This is a genomic window from Klebsiella pasteurii, from assembly GCF_018139045.1.
In the GTDB taxonomy this organism is placed as follows: domain Bacteria; phylum Pseudomonadota; class Gammaproteobacteria; order Enterobacterales; family Enterobacteriaceae; genus Klebsiella; species Klebsiella grimontii.
In genome coordinates this window covers 3,572,625-3,595,561 of sequence record NZ_CP073236.1, presented here as the reverse complement: position 1 = coordinate 3,595,561, position 22,937 = coordinate 3,572,625, and the positions used below count along the sequence as shown (strand labels likewise).

Genomic DNA, 22,937 nt, shown 5'->3' with positions numbered 1-22,937 from the left:
GCCCGGATAAGGCGTTAGCCGCAATCCGGGAAACCTTGTCGGCGGCCGCGTTTTTACGCGCTTTTTGTATTAATCATCCGGTTCAGCCACGGCACCATGATCGCCATGACCACCGTTACGCCCAGGGTCACCAGGCCAATTTTGCTGAAGACATCGGTATAAATCGGCAGCGTCTGTAGCGGGTCGGTAATATTGTCCGGTACGGCGGTGAAGGTCGCCACGTAGCCGCCCAGCAGGAACGCGGCGGCCTGCGTCAGGAACCACATCCCAAGAATAAAGCCCATCAGATGCTGCGGTACCAGCGCGGCGACCATCGCCAGCCCCAGAGCGCTAATCAGCAGTTCCCCCAGGCTCTGGAACAGATAGACCAGCACGATAAACCACGGCGAGGTCAGCCCCTGGGCATCGGCAAACCACATTCCCGCGGCGGCGGCCGTCAGAAAGCCTAGCGCGCACAGGAACATACCGAGGGTGAACTTCATCGGCATGGTCAAATCTTTGCCCTTATTACCCAAACGCGTATAGATAGCGGCGAGGATCGGACTGGCAACCACTACCCAGAACGGGTTTAGCGCCTGGAAACTCACCGGATTAATCGCGAAGCCGAGAATTTCATGGTGGACGTTGTTGATCGCAAAGAAGTTGAGTGAGGTGGGCATCTGCGCGTACAGAATATAAAACAGCACCGCTTCCAGCATCAGGATAAAGGCGACGAACATTTTGTTGCGTCCGGTCTTATCCAGCTTGAAGGCCTCGCGGAAGAAAAAAATCGTCACCACCACCGAGAGGATAATCAGCACCAGGTTGGCGATTTTGACGTTATGCATCAGCCAGGCGCAGAGAAAAATCATGACCACCGTTCCGGCCAGCACGTACAGCAGATTGCGCAGGCTTAGCGGCTTGCGGTCCGGCTCAGAGCCGATATCTTTCACCATTCCTCGACAGGCGAAGTAAACCAGCAGGGCGACGATCAGCCCTGCGCCGCACAGGTTGTAGGTCACCGCGTAGCCGAACTTATCGGCAATCACCGGCGCCAGCGAGAGCGACAGCAGCGAACCGATATTGATCGACATATAAAACAGCGTGAAGGCGCCATCCAGACGGGCATCTTTTGGCGGATAGCACTTAGATAGCAGGCTCGCCGGGTTGGCTTTAAATAGCCCGTTTCCCACCGCAATAGTCCCCAGCGCGATGAAAATCAAATTGGGTTGGTGCAGCGACAGGCCGGTCATAAAGTAGCCCGCTGCCAGCACAATCGCGCCCAGAACCAGCGTACGTTTCGTACCCAGCAGATGATCGCCGACATAGCCGCCGATGGAGATAAGGCCGTAGACCAGCGCGGCAAACGCGCCGAAGGTAATAAATGCCTGCTCCTGAGAAAAACCAAGCTGTTTAACAAAGAATACAGCCAGGATGCCCTGTACGCCGTAATAGCCAAATCGCTCCCATAGTTCCACAAAAAAGATCATGAAGAATGGGCGAGGTTGCTGCAGCAAGCCTGTCGGTGCGGTTGAATTCATCTTTCTTCGCCTTTAAGTCCTGTCCGGAAAAGTATGAACGCGTATGCCAAAACGCGCTGAAAAAGCTTTATTTTGCGTAATGATATGATGTTCACGGCTGTTAACAAATTATTATATGGGTAAATTGCCGGTGAAATGGTTGATCAATCTGGTATTATGGTGATTATGTGGATGTATGTGCTTTTTCTGCGGTGGGTGAGGCGAGAAACAAAAACGCCCGCGTTAGCGGGCGTTGGTCATCAGCGAATTAAATAACGTCCTGTTATTCGTCTTCTTCGTCGCGCAGTGGGACAATCAGCATATCAACGTGAACGGTGTTGATAAGCTGACGCGCTGAGGACATTAGTTTGCTCCAGAAGTCCTGATGGTGACCACAAACCACCAGGTCCATATCATATTTTTTAATCGCATCAACCAGAACCTGGCCGAGATCGCCGCTGCCGCTGAGGGTCTCAGTGATCGGGTAGCCCGCGTTAGTCGACAGCTCGCTTAACGCGTGATGAGTCTCTTCAGAGATGCGTTTCTGCATGTCGCCCAGATTGACGTCAATAAGGCCGGTGTAGAGATCGGAGTAATTCACATCCACGTGGATCAGGGAAACTTTTGCATTGTAGGGACGGGCCATAGAAACGGCTTTTTCTACCAGTACTTTGCTTTCCGGGGACAGGTCTACTGCAATAAGAATATGTTTGTAAGCCATAGTGTTACTCCTTCCATAAGTTGTCGATGACCGTTGGACCTGACAGCCAGCGCTGCCGCTTCGCCCGCGTCCTGCGTGCTACATTCGCGGGGGCTAGTCCTTAAGGACCTAATTGTAGAAGATATTTCTACCTTATAGCGCCCCTCGCGATCCGTCAATCCACCTTGTTCAGCGAATAGTTAAACAAATATATCCGACTTATGCATTGATAATGATTAACGTTGTGGTAAAAAAATTAACTGATCTCCTACACTATTTAATGAGCCGGTCGGATAAATAAACGTGATCGGAATCGCACTCTTTTACTGTACAGTCGGTTTGCTATTGGGGAGCGGTAGTCCCGGAGGGAGCCTCCGAGGACGGGTCGCCGGGGAGGAGGTATGATCAGCACTATTGCGCTGTTTTGGGCCCTGTGTATCGTATGTGTAGTGAATATGGCACGCTACTTCTCGTCGCTGCGTGCATTGCTTGTTGTGCTACGTGGTTGTGACCCTTTGCTCTATCAATATGTCGACGGCGGCGGTTTTTTTACGTCGCACGGACAGCCCAGCAAACAGATGCGCCTGGTGTGGTACATCTACGCTCAGCGCTACCGCGATCACCATGACGATGAGTTTATCCGCCGCTGCGAGCGGGTTCGTCGGCAGTTTATCCTCACCAGCGCGCTATGCGGCCTGGTGGTGGTCAGCATGATTGCCCTGGCTATCTGGCACTAGCTTTACGGCAGGCAAAAAAAACGGGCCAGTTTCCTGACCCGTTTGTCTCTCTTCTGACTGATACCCGCTTAGATAAACTGCAGCGAGAGCCAGTACAGCGCACCGGACAGCAGAATCGCTGCCGGCAGGGTGAGCACCCAGGCCATCAGGATGCTGGTGACGGTTTTCTTCTGCAGACCGCCGCCATCAACGAGCATCGTCCCCGCTACCGAGGAGGAGAGCACGTGGGTGGTGGAAACCGGCATCCCGGTATAGCTCGCCAGACCAATCGATACGGCTGCGGTCATTTGAGCTGACATACCCTGCGCGTAGGTCATCCCTTTCTTACCGATTTTCTCGCCGATAGTGGTCGCCACGCGACGCCAGCCGATCATGGTGCCGATTCCCAGCGCCAGAGCAACCGCCATAATAATCCAGATTGGCGCATACTCGATGGTGCTCAGCATATCGGTTTTCAGCTTCTTCAGCAGACGCTTATCGTCAGCATTCACTTCCGGCAGTTTAGCCACTTTATCGGTGGTGTCGGAGATGCAGAGCATAATACGGCGCAAATGGCTACGCTGCTCAACGGAGAGCGTGTCGTAGCTTTCGGTGCCGGCCAGCATCGTCTTCACGCGGTCAAGTGCGTTGATGGTGTTGGCCGGGTGGCAGTGAAACTCGCCGTTAGCGGCTGCCCCTGCGTCCGGAGACGGAATGAGCTGCTCGGCGCCGGTCGCTTTCTTCAACAGCTCAGGGCGCTGCTGGAAGAAGGTTTCCACATTGTTGACCGCATCGCGGGTACGGGTGATTTCGTAGCCGGAAGCGTTCATATTAACCACGAAGCCCGCCGGAGCAACGCCGATCAGAACCAGCATCACCAGGCCAATGCCTTTCTGGCCATCGTTCGCGCCATGGGAGAACGCGACGCCAATGGCGGACAGAATCAGCGCAATACGCGTCCAGAATGGCGGCTTTTTCTTGCCGTCTTTCTTTTCACGCTCGGCTGGGGTCAGGTGGATACGGGCGCGTTTTTTGGTTCCGCTCCAGTAGCGACGCAGAATGAAAATCAGGCCGCCCGCCACAACCAGACCCACGATTGGCGAGATGATCAGCGAGCCAAAAATACCCATGACTTTCGGGATGTTCAGCGCATCTACCACCGACGTGCCGGTCATCAGCGCATTGGTTAAACCAATACCGATGATCGCGCCGATCAGAGTGTGCGAGCTGGAGGCCGGAAGGCCGAAGTACCAGGTGCCGAGGTTCCAGATGATTGCCGCCAGCAACATGGAAAAGACCATGGCGAGGCCATGCGCTGAACCCATGTTAAGCAGCAGGTCGGTCGGCAACATATGCACGATGGCATAGGCTACGCTGAGACCGCCCAGCAGAACGCCGAAGAAGTTAAAAAGAGCCGCCATCGCCACAGCAAGCTGCGACCGCATTGCGCGTGTGTAAATCACAGTTGCAACAGCGTTTGCGGTATCATGAAAACCATTGATCGCTTCGTAAAAAAGCACGAAAGCCAGAGCAAGCAATAATAATAGCCCGGTATGTAAATCCAGACCGGCAAATAAATGTAGCATAGGACGTTACGCCATTTTGAGGACATGAACGCGGCGCATTATCAGTGACTTTCGCGGCGCGGGCAAAGTGAAATATAGACTTTTTTTGATTTTCTTCCTGTTTAAGTTTTACCTTGTTGGGAGTATTCCTATATCTTTCAATAAGGTACATAAATCTGTTTTTTTCAGGCTGGTGCGACCAGAATGAAAAATTTACAATTCCCGACAATCGGGATATGAGGAATGTTGTGTGGAAAGGTTTGATGCCATCGTAATCGGCGCCGGAGCGGCGGGAATGTTTTGTGCGGCGCAGGCGGGGCAGGCAGGTTGCCGGGTACTGTTGCTCGATAATGGCAAAAAGCCCGGGCGTAAGATCCTGATGTCCGGCGGTGGCCGTTGTAACTTTACTAACATGTATATCGAACCCGCGGCATATCTCAGTCAAAACCCGCATTTTTGCAAATCTGCGCTGGCGCGCTACACCCAGTGGGACTTTATCGATCTGGTTGGCAAATACGGTATTGCCTGGCATGAGAAAACTCTGGGCCAGCTTTTCTGCGATGATTCCGCCGAGCAAATCGTTAACCTGCTGCTGGCCGAGTGCGAAAAAGGCGGCGTGCAAATTCGTCTGCGCAGCGAAATTATCGGCGTTGAACGGGATGATGAGGGCTACACGCTACAGCTTAACGGCGAGACGGTGGCGGCGAAAAAGCTGGTGGTTGCCTCTGGCGGACTGTCTATGCCGGGCCTCGGCGCCTCGCCGTTTGGCTATAAGCTTGCCGAGCAGTTTGGCCTGAAGGTGCTGCCGACCCGAGCGGGCCTGGTGCCGTTCACCTTGCATAAGCCGCTGCTTGAACAGCTGCAGGTGCTTTCCGGGGTGTCGGTACCCTCGACCATCACGGCGGAAAATGGGACCGTCTTCCGGGAAAATCTGCTCTTTACCCACCGCGGGCTGTCCGGACCGGCGGTACTGCAAATTTCCAGCTACTGGCAGCCGGGAGAATTCGTCAGCATCAATCTGCTGCCGGATTGCCATCTTGATGACTTCCTTAACGAGCAGCGTGCGGCGCATCCCAATCAGAGCCTGAAAAACACCCTCGCGATGCAGCTGCCGAAGCGGTTGGTTGAATGCTTACAGCAGCTGGGCCAACTTCCGGATGTCACCCTGAAACAGCTTAACGTTCGCGAGCAGCAGGCGCTGGTTGAGACGCTGACCGCATGGCGCGTCCAGCCGAATGGTACCGAAGGCTATCGCACGGCGGAAGTGACCCTCGGCGGTGTCGATACGAATGAGCTCTCTTCGCGCACCATGGAAGCCCGAAAGGTGCCCGGTTTGTACTTTATCGGCGAAGTGATGGACGTCACCGGCTGGCTGGGAGGCTATAACTTCCAGTGGGCGTGGGCATCAGCCTGGGCATGCGCGCAGGCTTTAGCGGAACAGAAATAACCGCTTGATCTGTATCCGCAGACCCGGCTCCGCCTTATCCGCTGATATTGTGCTGCTTTAATTTGCGCCACAGGGTCGTGGGACTGATGCCGAGCATCACCGACGCTTTGGTTCTGTCCCCGTCGGTTTTTTCGATGACATGGGTAATCAGCCGTTTCTCTTGTTTCTTTAATAAATCGGTTTCATCTGATGTCACGCCCGTGGCCGGGAAGTGAGAGCTCTCGTTGTCGCCATCCGGTGAAATTTGACCGATCTGCAGCAAAACGTCTTTGCTCACTCGATCGATGTCCAGCAGGACGATGAGCCGGTAGATAACCGCCTGAAGTTCACGAATGTTGCCAGGCCAGCTATAGCGATGCAAAAAATCCACCGCGTCGGGGGTGAATGTGATTTGCTTACCTTGCTGATAAAGCAGGTTCTGAATCAACAACATGATATCGCCCGGTCGTTGGCGTAAGGCCGGTAGACTCAACTCAAGAATATTAATTCTATAGTACAGATCCCGCCTGAACTCACCGCTGGCGACGAGCTGGCGCAGATCCTTATTGCTGGCGGTGATCAGGCGAAAATCGGCGGTGATCAACGTATCGCCCCCGAGACGAGAGAATTGCTTCTCTTGTAACACGCGCAGCAGCTTAACCTGTACCGATAACGGCGCTTCGCTGATTTCATCGATAAACACTGTGCCGTTCATCGCCATTTCAAACACCCCCGGTTTTCCGCCCTTACGTGCGCTGGTAAATGCGCCGTCGGCATAGCCAAAGAGTTCGCTTTCCAGAATACCCTCAGGGATGGCCGCGCAGTTAATCGCGATAAAAGGGCTATGGCTTCTGGCGCTATGGTTATGAATACTTTGGGCGAAAAGCTCTTTGCCTGTGCCGGTATCGCCTAAAATATGAATGGGAAGTTCGTGGCGGGCGCACAGTTTAGCTTTTTTTATGACATCGCGTATCGCCGGAGACTGGCCAATAATGTCGTCGAAAGACCAGGTTGTGGAAAAACCGCGGAGCTTACTTTTTTTGCTGATACTATTTTGCCAAAGCGAGCTTTCCTGGCTTAACCCCGTAATAACGGCATAAGATATTTTTGGGTTAGAAAAATGGCGCACGGAAATATGAATCGTTACGCCGTTAATGTCTATAGCCTGCTCTTTGATGTCTAATTCATTAATAATGCTGGCATAAATCTCTTTAAAGGCTTCTTTTTTGAATAGTTTATCTCCGGCTTGACATTGAAATAATTCAACACCGGTGGCATTGATATTTATAATTTCACCAAGCTGATCAATGCACATAATACCTTCACGCGCCTGATTCAAGGCTGAATGGCTCATGATTAGCTTGCTGTTTTCTCGATTAATGTATTTCAATAAACTGTGAGATTCATTGATGGCCTGTTCAATGGAAATGTTATCGGTATCACCCATGATTGCATTGAGGTGATATTTTTGCGCCATTTCAGCAACGGTCAGGCCGCCGATTACGGTATGATAATTATTCTCCGAAAGATTCTTTATAACATTTTCAATATCGTGATGGTTGTAAACCTGACAAATTTTAAACTCTTCATTGGTCATGTTTTGGTAATGGCGCAAGGCGCTACAAAATTGCGGGAAGCCAACGGCGGCAATTTTTTGCGATTTGCTGTTGGCTTCTTGTAAGATGCGATAAACGCCATGAAAATCATGGGCGATTTCAACGACAGGGATAGTAATGTTGCTACGCAAGAGTGCGGCGGTACCGCCCCGGCTAATAATTATCTTAGTGCCGGATTGAATCATCTCATGGGCTTTGTCGAGAACATCTGAATAACGAAATTCATAGACGGGGATGTCGAGCTTTCTTTCAATAAGGACATTCATAATTCTTTGGGTTATTGTCCTGGAAACTGAAAAGATAACAATTTCATTATTATTCATGCATTATTCTCGCAGGCATCAGAGTAGGCAAGCCTTAGTATATGATGAGACCGAGGAGAAGCAATGAGGGAAGTCATGTTATGAGTGATTCAGAATAAAAGCCCTACGCCGATGTAGACGTAAGGCTTCATAATTAGCGATTAGAAGCGCAGGCGGCGATAGACGATTTGACCATTACACAGAGTTGCGCAGTTATCAATGTAACGGTCCCCTTCAATTTTAACGCCCTGAGTATCTTCAAAAACAATCTTCTCTTTTCGCAGCTTAACAATGGAAATATCAGCACAAGCACCGGGCGCCAGGGTACCAATTTGTCCCTGCATTTTCATTAAGCGCGCCGGCGTAGCGGTTACCGCGCGAACGATATCGAAGAAGGACATTCCCATGTTGAGATATTTCGACATGACGTGGAGCAGACTGTAGACCTTATCCGTCCGTAAGCTATTTCTCAGGGTGAGATCGGTACTAATGATATCCGGATAGAATCCCTGCTCCATGGCGGTTCTGGCAACGTGAAAATCAAAGTGGGCCACGCCGTTTGAACAGTCGAAGATAACCCCCCGGGTCTGCGCCTCTTTTATCGCCGCATAGACCTCGCCCTGTTCATTAAGAATCGAGTGGCCGGTACCGTGGAAGCAGTGTGCGTAAATATCATCGGCATTAAAATAACGGATCAGTTCATCGGCACAGAGAAGCGAGTCCGTGACGTGAACGCAAATCGTGGTATCCAGTTTACGCGCCAGGGAGACGGTAGAGAGAAGCGGGTCGCTGGCGTACTGTTTCCCTTTGGCGATATCCTGGCTGTAGCGTAGTTTCAAGCCGAGAATATTGTCTCTATTGCCATTTAGGGTTTGGGCTATCTTCTCTTCGTTGTAATTTGCCGGGTTGGTATTTTCCAGATAACCGGTCGGCCCGCCCCCAAGGGTGGAAAGCCCGACGTTGACCACGTTCAAATAGCTTTTGATTTTCACCATGGCAGGATGAATCACGCTGTTGCGAAAAAGCTGATAATTCACCCAGCCGCTGCTGCCGGCATCGACCATGCTGGTGACCCCGTTGGGCAAGCATACGATATCAGGGTTGACGCTGATGGCGGTTCCGCCGTGAAAAACATGACCATGGAAGTCGATTAAACCAGGCAGCACGATACAACCCGCGGCATCAATCACCGTTTCGGCCTGCAAATCGTCAACGGCATTTAAGTCCACGATGCGATTACCGATAACGCCAATATTGCGATTAATATAATCATGGCCTTCGAGATCGGCGACCAGACCGTTTTTAATCAGAATATCCAGTTTCATTTTTTGCTCCTGTTAAATGCCGATAAACTTCCAGTAGGGGATACCGATCAGGAAGAAGATTAATACGTTGACCACCACCATGATGGTGCCCAGCATCCAGAACGTTTTTTGCGGGACATAGCCGCTGGAGAACGTAAATACGCCAGCGCCGTTGCCGTAGTGCGTAAGCAGTGCGCCGTATCCTGCGGAGAAGGCCAGAGAAAGCGCCACGTACATAGGATGCGCCTGGGTCGTCATTCCCAGGGTAAAGAGTACCGGATAGAAAGAGACGACGAACGCGCTATTCGAGACAAAGAAATAGCGGACAGCAAGGCTGATAAAGACCAGGACGGCAATCGCGCTGATTTCATTCAGGTGCGACAGGTCGAGATAGTTTTTGATAACGTCCACCAGAAAGACGTAGAAACCGCCTTTTGATAGGGCAACCGCACATCCATAAAACGCGCCATACCAGACGAAAGTTTGCCAGGCCGATTTTTCACTCACCACGTCATTCCAGCTCAGCACGCCGAAAAGCAGCAGACAGGCGAGAAACGCCAGGCCGACGGGAATAAAGGCGATACCGGTGATGGAACCCGTCATCCAGCCGAGCACGCCCAGAACAAAGAACACGATCAGCAGCTTCTCTTCGCGTTTTACCGGACCCAGTTCACGCAGACCCTTCTCGGCAATTTCATTGACGTTATCGATAACTTTCAGTTCCGGCGCGTAGATTTTATACAGTATCCACGGCGCGAGCAGCAGCACCAGTCCGGCAGGCACCACGGCAGCTTTAAACCAGGTCATCCATTCGAGATTCACTTTCATGATCTCATTGGCCAGCGAGACGGTAATCGAGTTAGTCGCCATCCCCGTCAGAAACAGGCTGGAGGTTCCCATTGAGACGACGTACATCAGGATGGTCAGATAGGCGCCGATTTTCCGGCTACCGTCGTCGGGCTTAGAGCCCAGCGCTTCGGCGATGTTCCTGAAGATGGGATAGGTGATGCCTCCCGAACGGGACATATTTGAACCCGTTGCCGGGGCCAGTACGGTATCCGTCACCATCATCAGATATCCCAGGGTGAGGGTATTTTTACCGTAGCGTTTTAGCAGCAGATAGGCGATACGTTTACCCAGTCCGGTGATAACAAACGCTTTGCAAATAATAAAGGCGCTGATAATAAACCAGACCATAGGGCTGCCAAAACCGGCAAACAGGGGAGCAGGGTCGAGAACCAGAGAGGCAAACCCGAGAATAATCAGCATAATGACCGCATCGGTAAACGGGCGCAAAACCAGCCCGCACAGCATCGCCAGATAGATGCCAACCATATGCCAGGTCGGTGCGGAGACGCCTTCCGGGTGCGGTATTATCCAAAATAAAACGGGGAAAAAGATAATGGGCAAGAGTTTTAAATAAAGCATTTTTATTACCTTTGCTTTAATGCCGCGGCCCTTCAGGGCACCGCGGCCTGATATTATTTAATCAAATTAACGATACATGTCGTCGATAAACTCAACGCCTGTCTCATCCAGTGATTTTTTGACCCAAAGGCGATTCGCGGTGCCGTTTTTGGCGGCCTCTACTTTGCTGGCATCGAATTTTGCATACTCTTTGGCTTTATTCAGTACGGCTTCTGCGTCGCCGAGGGGGATTACAATCACGCCATCCGCATCGCCGACGATCAGGTCGCCCGGACAAACCGCGACGCCGCCAACGGCGATCGGCGTGTTCACCTCTCCCGGACCTTGTTTAAACGGGCCCGCGGGATTGGAGCCGGTGGCGAACAGCGGAAAATCGAGAACCGACAGCGCATCGATATCGCGGATAGGTCCATCCAGCACGATACCGGCGACTTTCTTCATGCAGTGGGCATAGGCCACCATGATCTCGCCCATCAACGCTCGCGAGCGGTCGCCTTCGTTGGAGACCACAATCACATCGTTCTCACCCGCCATATCCAGCGCGGCGTGCAGCATCAGGTTATCGCCCGCGCGAACTTTTACGGTGATGGCGAAGCCCGCCATAATCGGTTTTTTCGGCGAAGAAATACGTTTAATTCCGTTACCCAGTACGGCAATACGGTTCATGGTGTCAGCGATATTCGCCGCCGGGAGCTGTTCAAATTCTTTAAGGAGATCGACGCTGCAGGCTGGACGTTTTAAAAAAATGCGGTTACCAATAGTCATGTTCTTTCTCCTTAAAAACCCGGGACCGGCCAGGACGGCTTCTTACCGGATAAGACTTCATCAATGCCAATAGCGGAATGGAGCGATGCTCTGTCGGTCGCTTCGATAGTGGCGGCGCCAATGTGCGGGGCAATCACGATATTGCTTAGCGAGAAAATCGGATCGTTGGCATCAAACGGCTCTTTCTTTAAAACATCCACGCCCGCCCCGGCGATAGCGTGGGTGCTCAAGGCGTGATACAGCGCTTTTTCATCGACCAGCTTTCCGCGTGCGGTATTAATGAAGTAGGCGGTGGGCTTCATCATGGAAAACTGTTTCTCACCGACAAAATCAGTGGTTTCCGCGGTTGTTGGGCAGTGCAGAGAAACAAAGTCGCTTTCTTTGAAAATACGGTCAAAATCGTCGGTAAGCTCTACGCCTTCGGGGATCTGCTGCTGAGTTTTATACGGATCGTAGGCGATAACTTTCATATTAAAGCCATGCAGCGCTTTTATTGCCACGCGTGAACCGATATTTCCCACACCAATCAGGCCCAGCGTTTTACCATCCAGTTCCACTTTTGGCGTGCGCAGTTTTGCCCAGTAATAATCTTCAAGCATCTTTTCCTGTACCAGCTTGAAATTACGCGAGCAGTGCAGCATATAAAATATGGCCAGTTCGGCAACGGACATACTATTTGCAATGGGCGCATTTAATACGACTACGCCATGACGTTTAGCGGACTCCAGATCGACCGTATCGTAACCAGCACCATGTCGTGCAACGACTTTCAGCTTTTTAGCCGCCTCAAATACGCGATCGGACATTTTTGAAAGGCGTACGATAATACCGTCGCAATCCCCAATGTCGCGAATGATATCTTCTTCTTCCATCCCTGAGCCGTTAATCAGCTGATAACCGCGGCTTTCCAGATATTCTCTTCCTTCCGCCATGATTTCCTGCGGGAGTAAAATTTTGTAGGTCATTTAACTATCTCCAGTGTTGATTACGTGGAGGTAATTGCATGGGGTGTGCCATAAATTAATATTGTGCGAATTTAATTTTCAACTACATGATAAGTATGCAGTTTTTTTATTTTTATTTTTGTGGCTGAGTGATGCTCTTCACATATTAAGATAGTGCTGTGGGTTGGGATATTTAATTTTGAAATGGTTGAAATGCAAAATTAAATGAGGCGGCTATTCGCCTCACATTTTGTGTTGTTGATGCAAAGTAATGGTTTGTTTGTATCCATTGACATTGTTCAGCGGACAACTTAAAACGTCAGGGTGACGTTTTCTCAAGGGGAATTATTGCCAGTGAATAAACTACAGCTGGAGATATTCATGCTTATGGTTCAGGAGGGGAATATTCACTGCGTATCTCAGCGGCTAAGTATTGAACCCTCTTCGATAACAACCAGCATTTGTGCGCTTGAAAATGCGCTGGGTTTCAATCTTATTAAGCGCGGCAGGAATATCAGAAAAGTTATCTTAACGGAAAAAGGGCACGCGTTTTATCGACTTGCCCCAGAGTTACTGAGATTGCTTAATGTGATTGCGGATATTCGGGCAGGAATAAAACAGCCCGGCAAATCTTTCCCGCCGGGCAAGATAATCAGTTCAGCCCAAGGAAATACTGGGCGATTTTGAAGTAGATAATCAGTCCGGTACCATCGATAAGGGTGGCGATAAACGGCGCTGAAACTACCGCCGGGTCGATACCGACGCGTTTGAGCGTCAGGGGGATCACCGACGATACCACCGCGCTCCACAGGGTAATACAAACCAGCGTCAGGCTGACGATCAGGGTGATCTCCATGCCGATGCCCATCATCCAGGCGCGCAGGCAGCCCGCCAGACCGAGCGTAATGGCGATCAGCAGCGAGGTTGAGACCTCTTTACGGATCACGTGCCCCATATCGCGCAGCCGCACTTCCCCGAGCGCCATGGAACGCACGAGGGTGGAGGTGATCTGCGTCCCGCTGTTACCGCCGGTACCAATCAGCAGCGGAATGAAAAAGGCCAGCGCGATAGCTGACTCCAGCGCCTCTTCAAAATGCTGTAACACGCTGCTGGTGTAGGCTTCGGCGACAAAGAGCAGCAGCAGCCATACCGAACGTTTTTTCCATAGCGCCCACGGGCTGGTTTCCAGATAGGGCTTTTCCAGCGGCAGCGTTGCCCCCTGGCGCTGAGCATCCTCGGTCACGTCATCTTCCAGCAGATGCGCAATCTCTTTTTCCATCAGGCAGCCGACCAGCTCGCCCTTTTCGACCACCGGCACGAGATCGAGCCCGCGCTCGGCCAGTTCGGCGACCACCTGTGGACGCGGGTCGTCAGGCCTGACGCGAAACAGGCAGCTATCCATTAAATAACGAATGGATTGTGCGGCATCGCTCTCCTGCAGCAGCTTTTTTATCGATAAGCTGCCGCGCAGTTTTTTTCCGGCGACGACAAAAACCTGGCCGGGGATCTCATCGCTGGCCAGCTGAGAAACAAACAGCTCGCGGGCTTCATGCACGCTAAGATGTTCCGGCAGGGTGATGAAATCGGTACGCATGTACTGGACGATCGCGTCGCCGTCGAAAGCCGAGGTGGCGTGGTGTGCGGCGCGCAGTTGAATGGAAGACATGGTGTAATTCCCTATAAAAAATCACTCATAGGGGCGAACAAGACAGGATGAGCACAGGCAGATCCCTACGTCCTGGTTTTAGCACTGCACAACGTATCTGTCCGGCATGAACGCCGTCAGAAGTTACCTTGGCAACACCTTGATTCGATGGAAGCCTGTATTTCCCTGAGTGGTCTCTCTCGATACCAACAGGGCGGTAACTTATGTTTATGCAGGAGCCTCGCCATAACGAGATCGTTAAATGAGACGTGATTATTAGCGAAGTGAAATAATTAACCAAACGTATAATTCATGTTGTTTATTAATCGTTGAGAAAAACCGCTACGAGGCGCATGGGCCAACGAGCCAGCATGATAGCGTTAGCTCCGCTCGCGAGTTAAAAAGCCGTTTATCGCCGCGCACAGTTTATGAGTGGGGGGATTCCTTCTCCGTCGGCAGGCACTGCAAATGGCCGTGGCGCACGCCGCGCTGGGCGATAACGTCATCGGCAAAATGCTGAACGTCGCCCATATCGCCTTTCAACACGGCGATTTCGAGACAATCATCGTGGTTGATATGGACGTGAAGGGTGGCGACCGAGAGATCGTGGTGGTGATGCTGGGTGGAGACTAAACGGCTGGCGAGATCGCGTTTCTCATGCTCATAAACATAGGAGAGGACCGCGAAGCCTTGGGTACCTTGCTCCTGAGTGGTTTCCTGGGCCAGCGTGCCGCGCAGAATATCGCGGATGGCTTCGGAGCGATTGTGATAGCCACGGCGCTGGCTGAGGTTATCCAGCATGTCGAGTAAATCGTCATCGAGAGTAATCGTGATACGTTGCATCTGTTTTAAACCTTATTGCGGCGCACGGGAAAGGCAGGAAGTACCGCATTTTGTAACATGCGGCCGGCACTGGAAGAAAACGTTAATTTATCGCCCACAGCCTGTATCTCAACGATTTGCCCCTCATCCATCACCATCACCCGCTGGCAAAAGCGCTCCACCAGACGTAAATCGTGGGTGATAAACAGGCAGGCGGTGCCAAACTGCTGCTGGAGTTTTTTGAGCAGACCAATGACGTCCGCCTGGAGCACCAGGTCGAGGTTAGAAACCGCCTCGTCAAGGATCAGCAGCTTCGGTTCTACCGTCAGCGCGCGCGCAAGGCAGACGCGCTGCAGCTGTCCGCCGCTCAGCTGCGGGGGGCGTTTATCCAGCACGCTATCGTCGAGATCCACCGCTTTGAGCATTGCGCTTGCCCGGGCCAGCTGCTCCGATTTGGTCAGCGACAGCAGATGACGCATGGGTTCGCGCAACATTTCGCGTACCGTTTTACGCGGATTCGCCGCGCTGATGGCGTCCTGGAATACCATCTGAATATCCCGCCGGAACGCCTTTTGCTTAGCGCGATTGAGCCGGGAGAGCGGTTCTCCCCGCCAGCAGACGCTGCCCTCAGTGGGCGATTCCAGGCCGACGAGCAGGCGCGCCAGGGTACTTTTCCCGCAGCCGCTGCGTCCCAGCAGGGCTACGGTTTCGCCGCTTTTCAGCGCCAAAGAGACCTCTTTTAGCACCTTTAAATCGGTATATTGATGGGTAATCGCGGATACGCTCAGTAATGTCATCAGGCCAGCTCCAGACCATAGAGGGCGAGATGCGCCGCCACCAGACCGCGGGTGATGCTGTGCTGCGGAGCGCTGAATATTCTTTCCACATCGCCCTGTTCCACGATGCTGCCGCTATCCATCACCACCACATCGTCCGCCAGCCGCGCCACAACACCCATATCGTGGGTGACCAGCAGCATCCCAGGCCCGCGCTTTTGCATAATGCCTGCCAGCAGATCGAGAATGCGCGCCTGGGCCACCGCGTCCAGATCGGTGGTCGGTTCATCGGCAATGATAAACGGCGCCTCGCATAGCAGCGCCATGGCAATCATCATCCGCTGCAGCATGCCGCCGCTCATCTCGAACGGATAAAGCTTCAGGACGCGCCGCGCCTCCTCCAGCCCAACGGCTTCCAGCACCGCGATAAGCGCGGCGTCGTCTGCGGGTTTACCCAACGCCCGGCAGGTCTCCCGCGCGTGGGCCGCCATGGTGTGCAGCGGATTAAAGGCGCTGCGAGGGTTCTGCATAATGGTGGCGATTTTGCTGCCGCGCAGTTCGCCGGGAGAAACCGTCTGGCCGTCGGCGAGAATTGTTCCCGCCGTTTGCCGTACGCCGGGAGGCAGAATGCCCAGCGCCGCCGCGCAGGTTAGCGATTTTCCGCTGCCGCTGCCGCCAACCAGCGCCAGCACGCGCCCGCGTTTGAGCGTCAATGATACGCCGTGCACCAGCGGACACTCGGCCTGTAAGACTATGTTTTGCAATGTAATTTGTTGCGGCATTAGTGGGCGTGCTCCGCGATAAGATGAGGATCCAGGCGATCGCGGAGCGCGTCGCCCACCATGTTGAAGGCCATGACGGTGATAAACAGCGCCAGTCCCGGCCAGAACATTTGCAGCGGCTGGGTCCAGATATACTGGCGGGCGTCGTTAATCATCACTCCCCACTCGGCGGTGGGCGCGGTGACGCCGAGGCCGAGGAACGACATCCCGGCGACGTGCAGCATCATATGCCCGATATCCAGGGTCGCCAGCACCAGCAGCGACGGAATGACCGCCCCGGCCAGATGGTCGACAAATACCCGTACGTGGCCCGCCCCGGAAAGCCGCGCGGCGAGCACAAATTCGCGCTGGCGCAGGGAGATCGTCAGGCTGCGCACCATCCGCGCATACCATGCCCAGTGCGACAGGGCGATGGCGATAATCACGTTGGTCAGCCCGGTTCCCAGTACTCCTACCATAAAGAAAGAGAGGATTGAGGTCGGGAAGGTCATAAACATATCCGCGACGCGCATGGTGGTCTGATCGACGCGGCCGCCGATAAGCCCGGCGCTGCCGCCGACGATGAGCCCCAGCGCCAGCACCAGCAGCAGGCAGGCCATCACCGAGCCAAGCGATACGCGGGTCGCCGCCAGCAGGCGCGAGAAGATATCGCGCCCCAGATGATCGGTGCCGAGCCAGTGCTGTCCGCCAGGCGGCAGCAGGCGCGAAGGCAGATCGATGGCCTGCGGATCGTACGGCAGCCACCACTGGCTGGTGAGCGCAACGATCGCCAGCAGGGCGATGATGAGCAAGGATATGCGGACTGACCCGCGTGAAGAGAAGAAGAAGTTCACGAGCGCGCTCCTTCATGGCGGCGAATGCGTGGGTCCAGCGCGGCGTTCAGCAGGTCAACCATCAGGTTACAAACCACAAAAACGATCACCATCATCAGGGTAAAACACTGAATGACCGGGTAGTCGCGGTTAAAAATCGCCGAGACGGCGTAGCGGCCCACGCCGGGCCAGGCAAAGATATTTTCGATAATCATCGTGCCGCCAATCAGCTCGCCGATATGCATTCCCACGGCGGTAATCATCGGCAGCGAGGCGTTGCGCAGAATATGGCGACGCTCGGTTTGCTTAGCGTTCAGGCCGCGCAGTCTGGCCCAGGTTACGTGACGCTGTCCGGCGACTTCCAGCATGCTGGCGCGCAGCAGACGGGCGTTGATCGCCAGCGACATAAAGGCAATCGACACCGCAGGCAGAATGATGTGCTGCCAGCCGCCATAGCCCATCGCCGGCAGCCATTGCAGGTAAACCGAAAAGAACATCACCAGCAGGAAAGCCAGCCAGAAGTTGGGCATCGACACGCCGAGAAAGGCGATGATCCGCACAATAAAATCCGGCAGGCGGTCGCGGTGCCGCGCCGCCCAGATGCCGAGCGGCACGGAGGTGAGGAGGATCAGCACCAGCGCGGCCCCCGCCAGTTGCAGCGTGGCGGGCAGGAAGCTCAGCATATCGTCCAGCACCGGGCGCTGGGTGGCGAACGAAATGCCAAAATCCAGCTGCAGCGCCCGCCACAGCCAGCCGCCGTACTGGACGATAAGCGGCCGATCCAGCCCCAGCATCGCGCGGGTCGAGGCCACCATTTCCGGCGTCGGCGGCAGGTTTGACAGGCGCAAATAGTCCAGCGCCGGGTCACCGGTGCCCAGGCGGAGCATTAAAAAGATAATCACCGAGGCGGCGAAGATCATCGGTATCAGCAGCGCAACCCGCCGCAGCGCGTAACGTAACATCAGGGTTTCACCGGCTTAATCTGTTCAAACGGAATCTCAGACGCGATCGGCGCATAGGGGATCGCGCCCAGCTCCGGTCTGGCGACCACCATCATCGAGACGTAGCTGATGGGTAGGTAGACCGCATCGTTGTGCAAACGCGTGAGAATGTCGCGATACAGCGCCTGACGCCGCGTTTTGTCGGTGGTTTCCAGCACCTCGCCAATTTCTTTATCAATAATCGGTTTGTCGGCTAATCCCTGTTGCGCCTGAAAATCGGCGTGCGACGGCACGCGCATCGAACTCATAAAGGCGTGCGGATCGTAGGGTGCGCCCCAGGTACGGTTGAAAATCATGCCGAAGCGACCATCGCGCTGGCGGGCATAAATACTGCTCTCTTCCTCGCCGACCAGCGCCACGTCCACGCCAATCTGGCGCATATCGGCCTGAATGATTTCGGCCATCGATTTGCTCAGCGCGTCGGTGCCGATAAACGACAGTTCAACGTGCAGCGGTTGGCCGTTTTTCTCGCGAATATCTTTTCCCGCAGGCAGTACCCAGCCCGCGTTTTCCAGCAACGCCTTCGCCTGCTGCGGATCGTACCGACGCGGCTTCAGGCCAATATCGGCATAGGGCACGGTAGGAGCGAACAGCGTATCGGCAACCTGCTGAGTGCCGTACAGGGCGTTATCAATCAACGCTTTTTTATTCACCGCAAAGTTCAGCGCTTCGCGCACCGGGAGCTCATTAGTGGGGGCCCTGGCGGAGTTCAACGCCAGCATCACCGTCTCTATCGGCTGGGAAAGCTGGGTACGGTAGGCCGGGTTGTGGCTGAAGCGGGCAAAGGTGTCGAGCGGCAGCAGCCCTTCGTTGCCGTAGAGCAGATCAATATCGCCGGTTTCAAACGCCACCGCGCGGGTGGTCGGGTCCGGGATCACCTTGACGGTGATCTTTTGAATTTGCGGCTTTTCACCCCAGTAGCGGTCGTTACGCACCAGCACGTCATACTGATTGAGTTTTGATTCCTTCAGTACCCATGGACCGGTGCCAATCGGCGCTTTAATGCCGCGCAGGGTCTCATTGTCTTTGAACTGCGACGGAGCGATAAAGCGGAAAGGGCGCGGCAGCGACAGCTCCTGTAAGAACGGGTAATAAGCGCTTTTCAGGGTGATTTGCAGATGGCTTTTGTCGAGCGCGTTGACATCGACGATCTGATTGACCAGCTCCAGCCAGGCGTGGCGCTGGCGGTTATCGAGCACCACGCGGAAGTTCTCCGCGGCGGCATGAGCGTCAAACGCTTCGCCGTTGGAGAATGTTACATTATCGCGCAGGGTGAAGGTCCAGACTTTGCCATCCTCCGAGTGCGTCCAGCTCGTGGCCAGCCAGGGCTTCACCGAGCCATCCGCCTGATACTTCACCAGCGGTTCATACACCATGCTTTGGGCGTACATCTGATTGGGCGTGTAGAGGTGCGGGTTGAGCGGTCCCACGTTAACCGGCCATGCGGTGGTGATATCATTCGGCGCGGCACGGACCAGCAAACAAACGCAGGCGAGTAGCGCCAGCAGCGTGGTGCGGATAATAGACAAGGCTTTTTCTCAGCGACAGGAAAGTATGACGATTTTAATGATTCATCATACTTTCGGCGTAAGCTGGATCAATATAGCGCCTGAAAGTATAAGAAAAAGATATAGTTCCTTTGGCTGTATGAGTTTACGAACCCGCCTGCAGCCTGGCTAAACGCAGCGCAAGCCGGGAAGCATCAGCTTCGGCACATTTCCCGGAGGCGATGCTGCGCATCTGTCCGGGCTACCAGATCCGCAGACGGCGGGGAACCTGTAGAACCTGTAGCCCGGCTAAGCGCAGCGCGAGCCGGGTAAACAAGCCCATCAGGGCGTTCTGAACAGATCCAACAGCGTGGCGACCTGCTCATCAATTGGCGTTAAATCACGCTTCACGATCAGGTGAAGCGGCGTTGCCCGCCGCGCGCCGTGTCCTAACGGTAGCGCCTTCAGTACCCCCTCTTGAAGCTGTGGGCGAATCCGCTCTTCCGGCAGCCAGCCGAACCCGACCTGATACAGCACCGCATCGATAGCGGCATCAATAGTGGAGAAGGTCCACGCGTCGCGGGCGGACTGCGGATCGTTGCTGCGGTCGGCGATGCGCACCAGCGGCCAGGGAGTAAGCGCGTTATCGTCCAGCGGCCCTTCGAGGGCGGATAGCGGATGATCGCGATGGGCGACGGCGACAAAATCAATATTCATCAGCCATTCGCCGCGGCCGGTAATATCCTGACGACGGGTCAGCACCATCACGTCCGCCTCGCTGCGGGCCGGATGCTCTTCCTCAACGTTTTCCAGCACTTCGGTCAGCCTGACCTGGGTTTGCGGGTAGCGCTGCTGAAACTGGCGCAGAATGGCGAATAGCCGCTGGCGTGGGAAAATGCTGTCGACCACCAGATCCAGCCGGGTCCGGGCGCCGTCTCGCAGGGTGGCGGCATGGGTTTCGACGTAAGAGAAGGCCTGCAGCAGCGGTTTAACCTGACCGAGCAGCAGCTCGCCTGCCGGGGTCAGCACCGCGCGACGGCCCGATGGCGTCAGCAGCGTGACGCCCAGCCGTTCCTGCAATAGCGCGAGATTATAGCTCACCGACGACTGGCTGCGGTGGGTCTCGTCCGCCGCCTTTGCGAAGCTACCCAGCTCGACAACTTTCTCCAGCAGCGCCCATTGTTCCAGCGTAGTCTTGTGCATAATCCATCTAAAAAGTGAATGAGTTTAATCCAAACATAGCGTTATTCATCCATTTTTTAAAGCAGTATGCTTGTTCTCAACAAACAGAGGAGAACAGATTATGAGCACATTCGACAAACATGACCTGAGCGGTTTTATCGGCAAACATCTGGTTTATACCTATGATAATGGCTGGAACTACGAAATTTACGTTAAAAACGGCACTACTTTGGATTATCGTATTCACAGCGGTATCGTCGCGAATCGTTGGGTGAAAGATCAGCAGGCTTACATCGTTCGCGTCGGCGAAAGCATCTACAAAATTTCCTGGACCGAACCGACCGGTACCGACGTGAGCCTGATCGTTAACCTCGGCGATAAACTGTTTCACGGCACCATCTTTTTCCCGCGCTGGGTAATGAATAACCCGGAGAAAACCGTCTGCTTCCAGAACGATCATATTCCGCTGATGGTCTCTTATCGTGAAGCCGGTCCGGCTTATCCGACAGAAGTGATTGATGAGTTTGCTACCATCACTTTTGTGCGCGATTGCGGCGCGGATAATGACGAAGTGATTAATTGCCCGGCTAACGAATTACCTGACAACTTTCCTGCCAACCTGTAATCATTTTGAAATAGTTTCGTGATTCGACTGGATTTTTTATATTTGCTGAACCATGTTTAAAGACTGTTTATGAGAATCTGGTTGAGCATCCGTTTACTTTTCAGCAATGCGTTCCCGCTATTTCGCCGTCCGGCGGGAACGCTATAGCGCCTTTTTCTGCGATAAATTCCACTCTATCTCAATGATTTTTAAAGAAATCATCATGCATATCTAATTAATATTAATTTCTTAATATTATCCTAAGCAAAGCTGACTAAATTTAATAACATCTGAATACAAAATAATGAAATGCGCCCTCTGGCTGATTTCGCTTTCATTTTCATTTTGTTTAGGTCAGCAGGTGCAGGATATTTCTTATCGACCCGGTTTTTCGCGGGTCATTCACAGAACAGGAACATGATGAGCGATTTTTTGCCGTTTTCGCGCCCGTCGATGGGCGACGCAGAGCTGGCTGCGCTGCGTGAAGTTTTGCAATCGGGCTGGATCACCACTGGACCGAAAAATCAGGCGCTGGAAGAGGCGTTCTGCACGTTAACCGGCAACCGTCACGCCATCGCCGTCAGTTCGGCGACCGGCGGCATGCACGTCACGCTGATGGGGCTGGGTATCGGTGCGGGCGATGAAGTGATCACCCCTTCCCAGACCTGGGTCTCCACGCTGAACATGATCTGCCTGCTCGGCGCGACCCCGGTGATGATCGATGTTGATCCCGATAACCTGATGATTACCCCCGAAGCGGTTGAAGCGGCAATCACCCCGCGAACCAAAGCAATTATCCCTGTGCACTACGCTGGCGCACCGGCGGATATTGACGCTATTCGCGCGATTGGCGAGCGTCACGCTATTCCGGTGATTGAAGATGCCGCCCACGCGGCGGGGACGTACTACAAAGGCCGTCACGTCGGCTGGCGCGGTACCGCCATTTTCTCATTCCATGCGATCAAGAATATGACCTGCGCCGAAGGCGGGCTGGTGGTGACCGATGATGACGAGCTGGCCGCGCGCATTCGCAGCCTGAAGTTCCACGGCCTCGGCGTTGACGCTTATGACCGCCAGACTCTGGGCCGCGCCCCGCAGGCAGAGGTGATTTCGCCGGGCTTTAAATACAATCTCGCGGATATCAACGCCGCGCTGGCGCTGGTGCAGCTGGACAAGCTCGCCCACGCCAATCAGCGTCGCGCCGCGATTGCGCAACGCTATCTGCGCGAGCTGGCGGATACGCCCTTCAGGCCGCTGGTGGCACCGTCGTGGGAGCATCAGCACGCCTGGCACCTGTTTATTATCCGCGTTGATGAAGCCACCTGCGGCATCAGCCGCGATGCGCTGATGGAAAGACTGAAGGCCATGGGCATTGGCACCGGCCTGCACTTCCGTGCGGCCCATACGCAAAAGTATTACCGCGAGCGTTTCCCTGAAGTTTCATTACCGCATACGGAATGGAACAGCGCGCGCATTTGTTCCATTCCGTTGTTCCCGGATATGACCGATGACGATGTCACTCGGGTCATTTCCGCACTGCACCAGCTGTCAGGACGTTGAT

Annotated in this window: 21 protein-coding genes and 1 riboswitch; of the genes, 5 read left to right on the top strand and 16 right to left on the bottom strand. The window is 53.9% G+C overall.

All coding sequences use genetic code 11. The features are described from left to right. Nucleotides 1–53: 53 nt before the first annotated feature. Nucleotides 54–1,520: a dipeptide/tripeptide permease DtpB gene (gene dtpB, locus KCG39_RS16975; RefSeq protein ID WP_049123330.1), complete on the bottom strand. Its 1,467-nt coding sequence runs from the start codon at nt 1,518–1,520 to the stop codon at nt 54–56. A gap of 262 nt (nt 1,521–1,782) precedes the next feature. Further along, entirely contained in the window at nt 1,783–2,220 is a 438-nt protein-coding gene (gene uspA, locus KCG39_RS16970; RefSeq protein WP_004126268.1) for a universal stress protein UspA, read from the bottom strand. Between the two features lie 380 nt (nt 2,221–2,600). On the opposite strand from uspA, the gene uspB reads away from it, so the two are divergent. Further along, a complete protein-coding gene (gene uspB, locus KCG39_RS16965; RefSeq protein ID WP_004126267.1) occupies nt 2,601–2,936 on the top strand; it encodes a universal stress protein UspB in 336 nt (111 codons plus the stop codon). A 68-nt stretch (nt 2,937–3,004) separates the two neighbouring features. On the opposite strand, the gene pitA is transcribed toward uspB, so the two are convergent. Then, nucleotides 3,005–4,501 carry an inorganic phosphate transporter PitA gene (gene pitA, locus KCG39_RS16960; RefSeq protein ID WP_004126266.1) on the bottom strand — a complete coding sequence of 499 codons (1,497 nt, stop codon included), beginning with the start codon at nt 4,499–4,501 and terminating at the stop codon, nt 3,005–3,007. A 229-nt stretch (nt 4,502–4,730) separates the two neighbouring features. Here pitA and KCG39_RS16955 point away from each other — a divergent pair, with 229 nt between their 5' ends. Next, nucleotides 4,731–5,927: a BaiN/RdsA family NAD(P)/FAD-dependent oxidoreductase gene (locus KCG39_RS16955; RefSeq protein ID WP_032741979.1), complete on the top strand. Its 1,197-nt coding sequence runs from the start codon at nt 4,731–4,733 to the stop codon at nt 5,925–5,927. A gap of 34 nt (nt 5,928–5,961) precedes the next feature. On the opposite strand, the gene KCG39_RS16950 is transcribed toward KCG39_RS16955, so the two are convergent. The 5 genes from KCG39_RS16950 to KCG39_RS16930 form a co-directional block, all read right to left on the bottom strand. Beyond that, on the bottom strand, nt 5,962–7,845 hold the full coding sequence (locus tag KCG39_RS16950; RefSeq protein ID WP_004126264.1) for a sigma-54-dependent Fis family transcriptional regulator: 1,884 nt from the start codon (nt 7,843–7,845) through the stop codon (nt 5,962–5,964). A 140-nt stretch (nt 7,846–7,985) separates the two neighbouring features. Next, the gene (locus tag KCG39_RS16945; RefSeq protein WP_004126263.1) at nt 7,986–9,149 is read right to left on the bottom strand and encodes a metallo-dependent hydrolase; all 1,164 of its coding nucleotides are present in this window, start codon (nt 9,147–9,149) and stop codon (nt 7,986–7,988) included. Between the two features lie 12 nt (nt 9,150–9,161). Then, on the bottom strand, nt 9,162–10,556 hold the full coding sequence (locus tag KCG39_RS16940; RefSeq protein WP_004126262.1) for a DASS family sodium-coupled anion symporter: 1,395 nt from the start codon (nt 10,554–10,556) through the stop codon (nt 9,162–9,164). 66 nt (nt 10,557–10,622) lie between these two features. Next, nucleotides 10,623–11,321, bottom strand: coding sequence for an RraA family protein (locus tag KCG39_RS16935; protein ID WP_004126241.1), 699 nt, complete (start codon nt 11,319–11,321; stop codon nt 10,623–10,625). An 11-nt stretch (nt 11,322–11,332) separates the two neighbouring features. Then, nucleotides 11,333–12,286, bottom strand: a complete 954-nt coding sequence (locus KCG39_RS16930) for a hydroxyacid dehydrogenase (RefSeq protein WP_004106636.1) — start codon at nt 12,284–12,286, stop codon at nt 11,333–11,335. Nucleotides 12,287–12,646: 360 nt separating this feature from the next. Between KCG39_RS16930 and KCG39_RS16925 the strand changes: the two genes are divergently transcribed. Then, nucleotides 12,647–12,952, top strand: coding sequence for a LysR family transcriptional regulator (locus tag KCG39_RS16925; protein WP_004126236.1), 306 nt, complete (start codon nt 12,647–12,649; stop codon nt 12,950–12,952). Here the strand turns inward: KCG39_RS16925 and KCG39_RS16920 are convergent. From KCG39_RS16920 to KCG39_RS16885, 8 genes are all read right to left on the bottom strand, one after another. Then, nucleotides 12,918–13,931, bottom strand: a complete 1,014-nt coding sequence (locus tag KCG39_RS16920) for a magnesium transporter (protein ID WP_211811432.1) — start codon at nt 13,929–13,931, stop codon at nt 12,918–12,920. The two genes, KCG39_RS16925 and KCG39_RS16920, sit on opposite strands and share 35 nt — an antisense overlap. A gap of 56 nt (nt 13,932–13,987) precedes the next feature. Continuing rightward, nucleotides 13,988–14,171: riboswitch (M-box (ykoK) riboswitch) on the bottom strand. 165 nt (nt 14,172–14,336) lie between these two features. Further along, nucleotides 14,337–14,753 carry a nickel-responsive transcriptional regulator NikR gene (nikR, locus tag KCG39_RS16915; protein WP_142468093.1) on the bottom strand — a complete coding sequence of 139 codons (417 nt, stop codon included), beginning with the start codon at nt 14,751–14,753 and terminating at the stop codon, nt 14,337–14,339. Between the two features lie 5 nt (nt 14,754–14,758). Next, entirely contained in the window at nt 14,759–15,529 is a 771-nt protein-coding gene (gene nikE, locus KCG39_RS16910; protein ID WP_004126231.1) for a nickel import ATP-binding protein NikE, read from the bottom strand. Further along, the gene (nikD, locus tag KCG39_RS16905) at nt 15,529–16,290 is read right to left on the bottom strand and encodes a nickel import ATP-binding protein NikD (protein WP_142468094.1); all 762 of its coding nucleotides are present in this window, start codon (nt 16,288–16,290) and stop codon (nt 15,529–15,531) included. Before nikD ends, nikE begins: the two co-directional genes overlap by 1 nt. Next, complete coding sequence (nikC, locus tag KCG39_RS16900; RefSeq protein ID WP_004126222.1) at nt 16,290–17,123, bottom strand: nickel ABC transporter permease subunit NikC; 834 nt, start codon at nt 17,121–17,123, stop codon at nt 16,290–16,292. The genes nikD and nikC overlap by 1 nt, the downstream gene beginning before the upstream one ends. Further along, nucleotides 17,120–18,064 (bottom strand): nickel ABC transporter permease subunit NikB, encoded by a 945-nt coding sequence (gene nikB, locus KCG39_RS16895; protein WP_123828692.1) that lies wholly within the window; start codon nt 18,062–18,064, stop codon nt 17,120–17,122. The genes nikC and nikB overlap by 4 nt, the downstream gene beginning before the upstream one ends. Then, nucleotides 18,064–19,632 carry a nickel ABC transporter substrate-binding protein gene (gene nikA / locus KCG39_RS16890; RefSeq protein WP_049113780.1) on the bottom strand — a complete coding sequence of 523 codons (1,569 nt, stop codon included), beginning with the start codon at nt 19,630–19,632 and terminating at the stop codon, nt 18,064–18,066. The genes nikB and nikA overlap by 1 nt, the downstream gene beginning before the upstream one ends. Nucleotides 19,633–19,932: 300 nt before the next feature. Beyond that, nucleotides 19,933–20,793 (bottom strand): LysR family transcriptional regulator, encoded by an 861-nt coding sequence (locus KCG39_RS16885; protein WP_139529902.1) that lies wholly within the window; start codon nt 20,791–20,793, stop codon nt 19,933–19,935. 97 nt (nt 20,794–20,890) lie between these two features. Here KCG39_RS16885 and KCG39_RS16880 point away from each other — a divergent pair, with 97 nt between their 5' ends. Both KCG39_RS16880 and arnB read left to right on the top strand, forming a co-directional pair. Next, the gene (locus KCG39_RS16880; RefSeq protein ID WP_025106840.1) at nt 20,891–21,397 is read left to right on the top strand and encodes a phenolic acid decarboxylase; all 507 of its coding nucleotides are present in this window, start codon (nt 20,891–20,893) and stop codon (nt 21,395–21,397) included. 399 nt (nt 21,398–21,796) lie between these two features. Next, nucleotides 21,797–22,936, top strand: a complete 1,140-nt coding sequence (gene arnB / locus KCG39_RS16875) for a UDP-4-amino-4-deoxy-L-arabinose aminotransferase (protein ID WP_004126209.1) — start codon at nt 21,797–21,799, stop codon at nt 22,934–22,936. Nucleotide 22,937 lies beyond the last annotated feature (1 nt).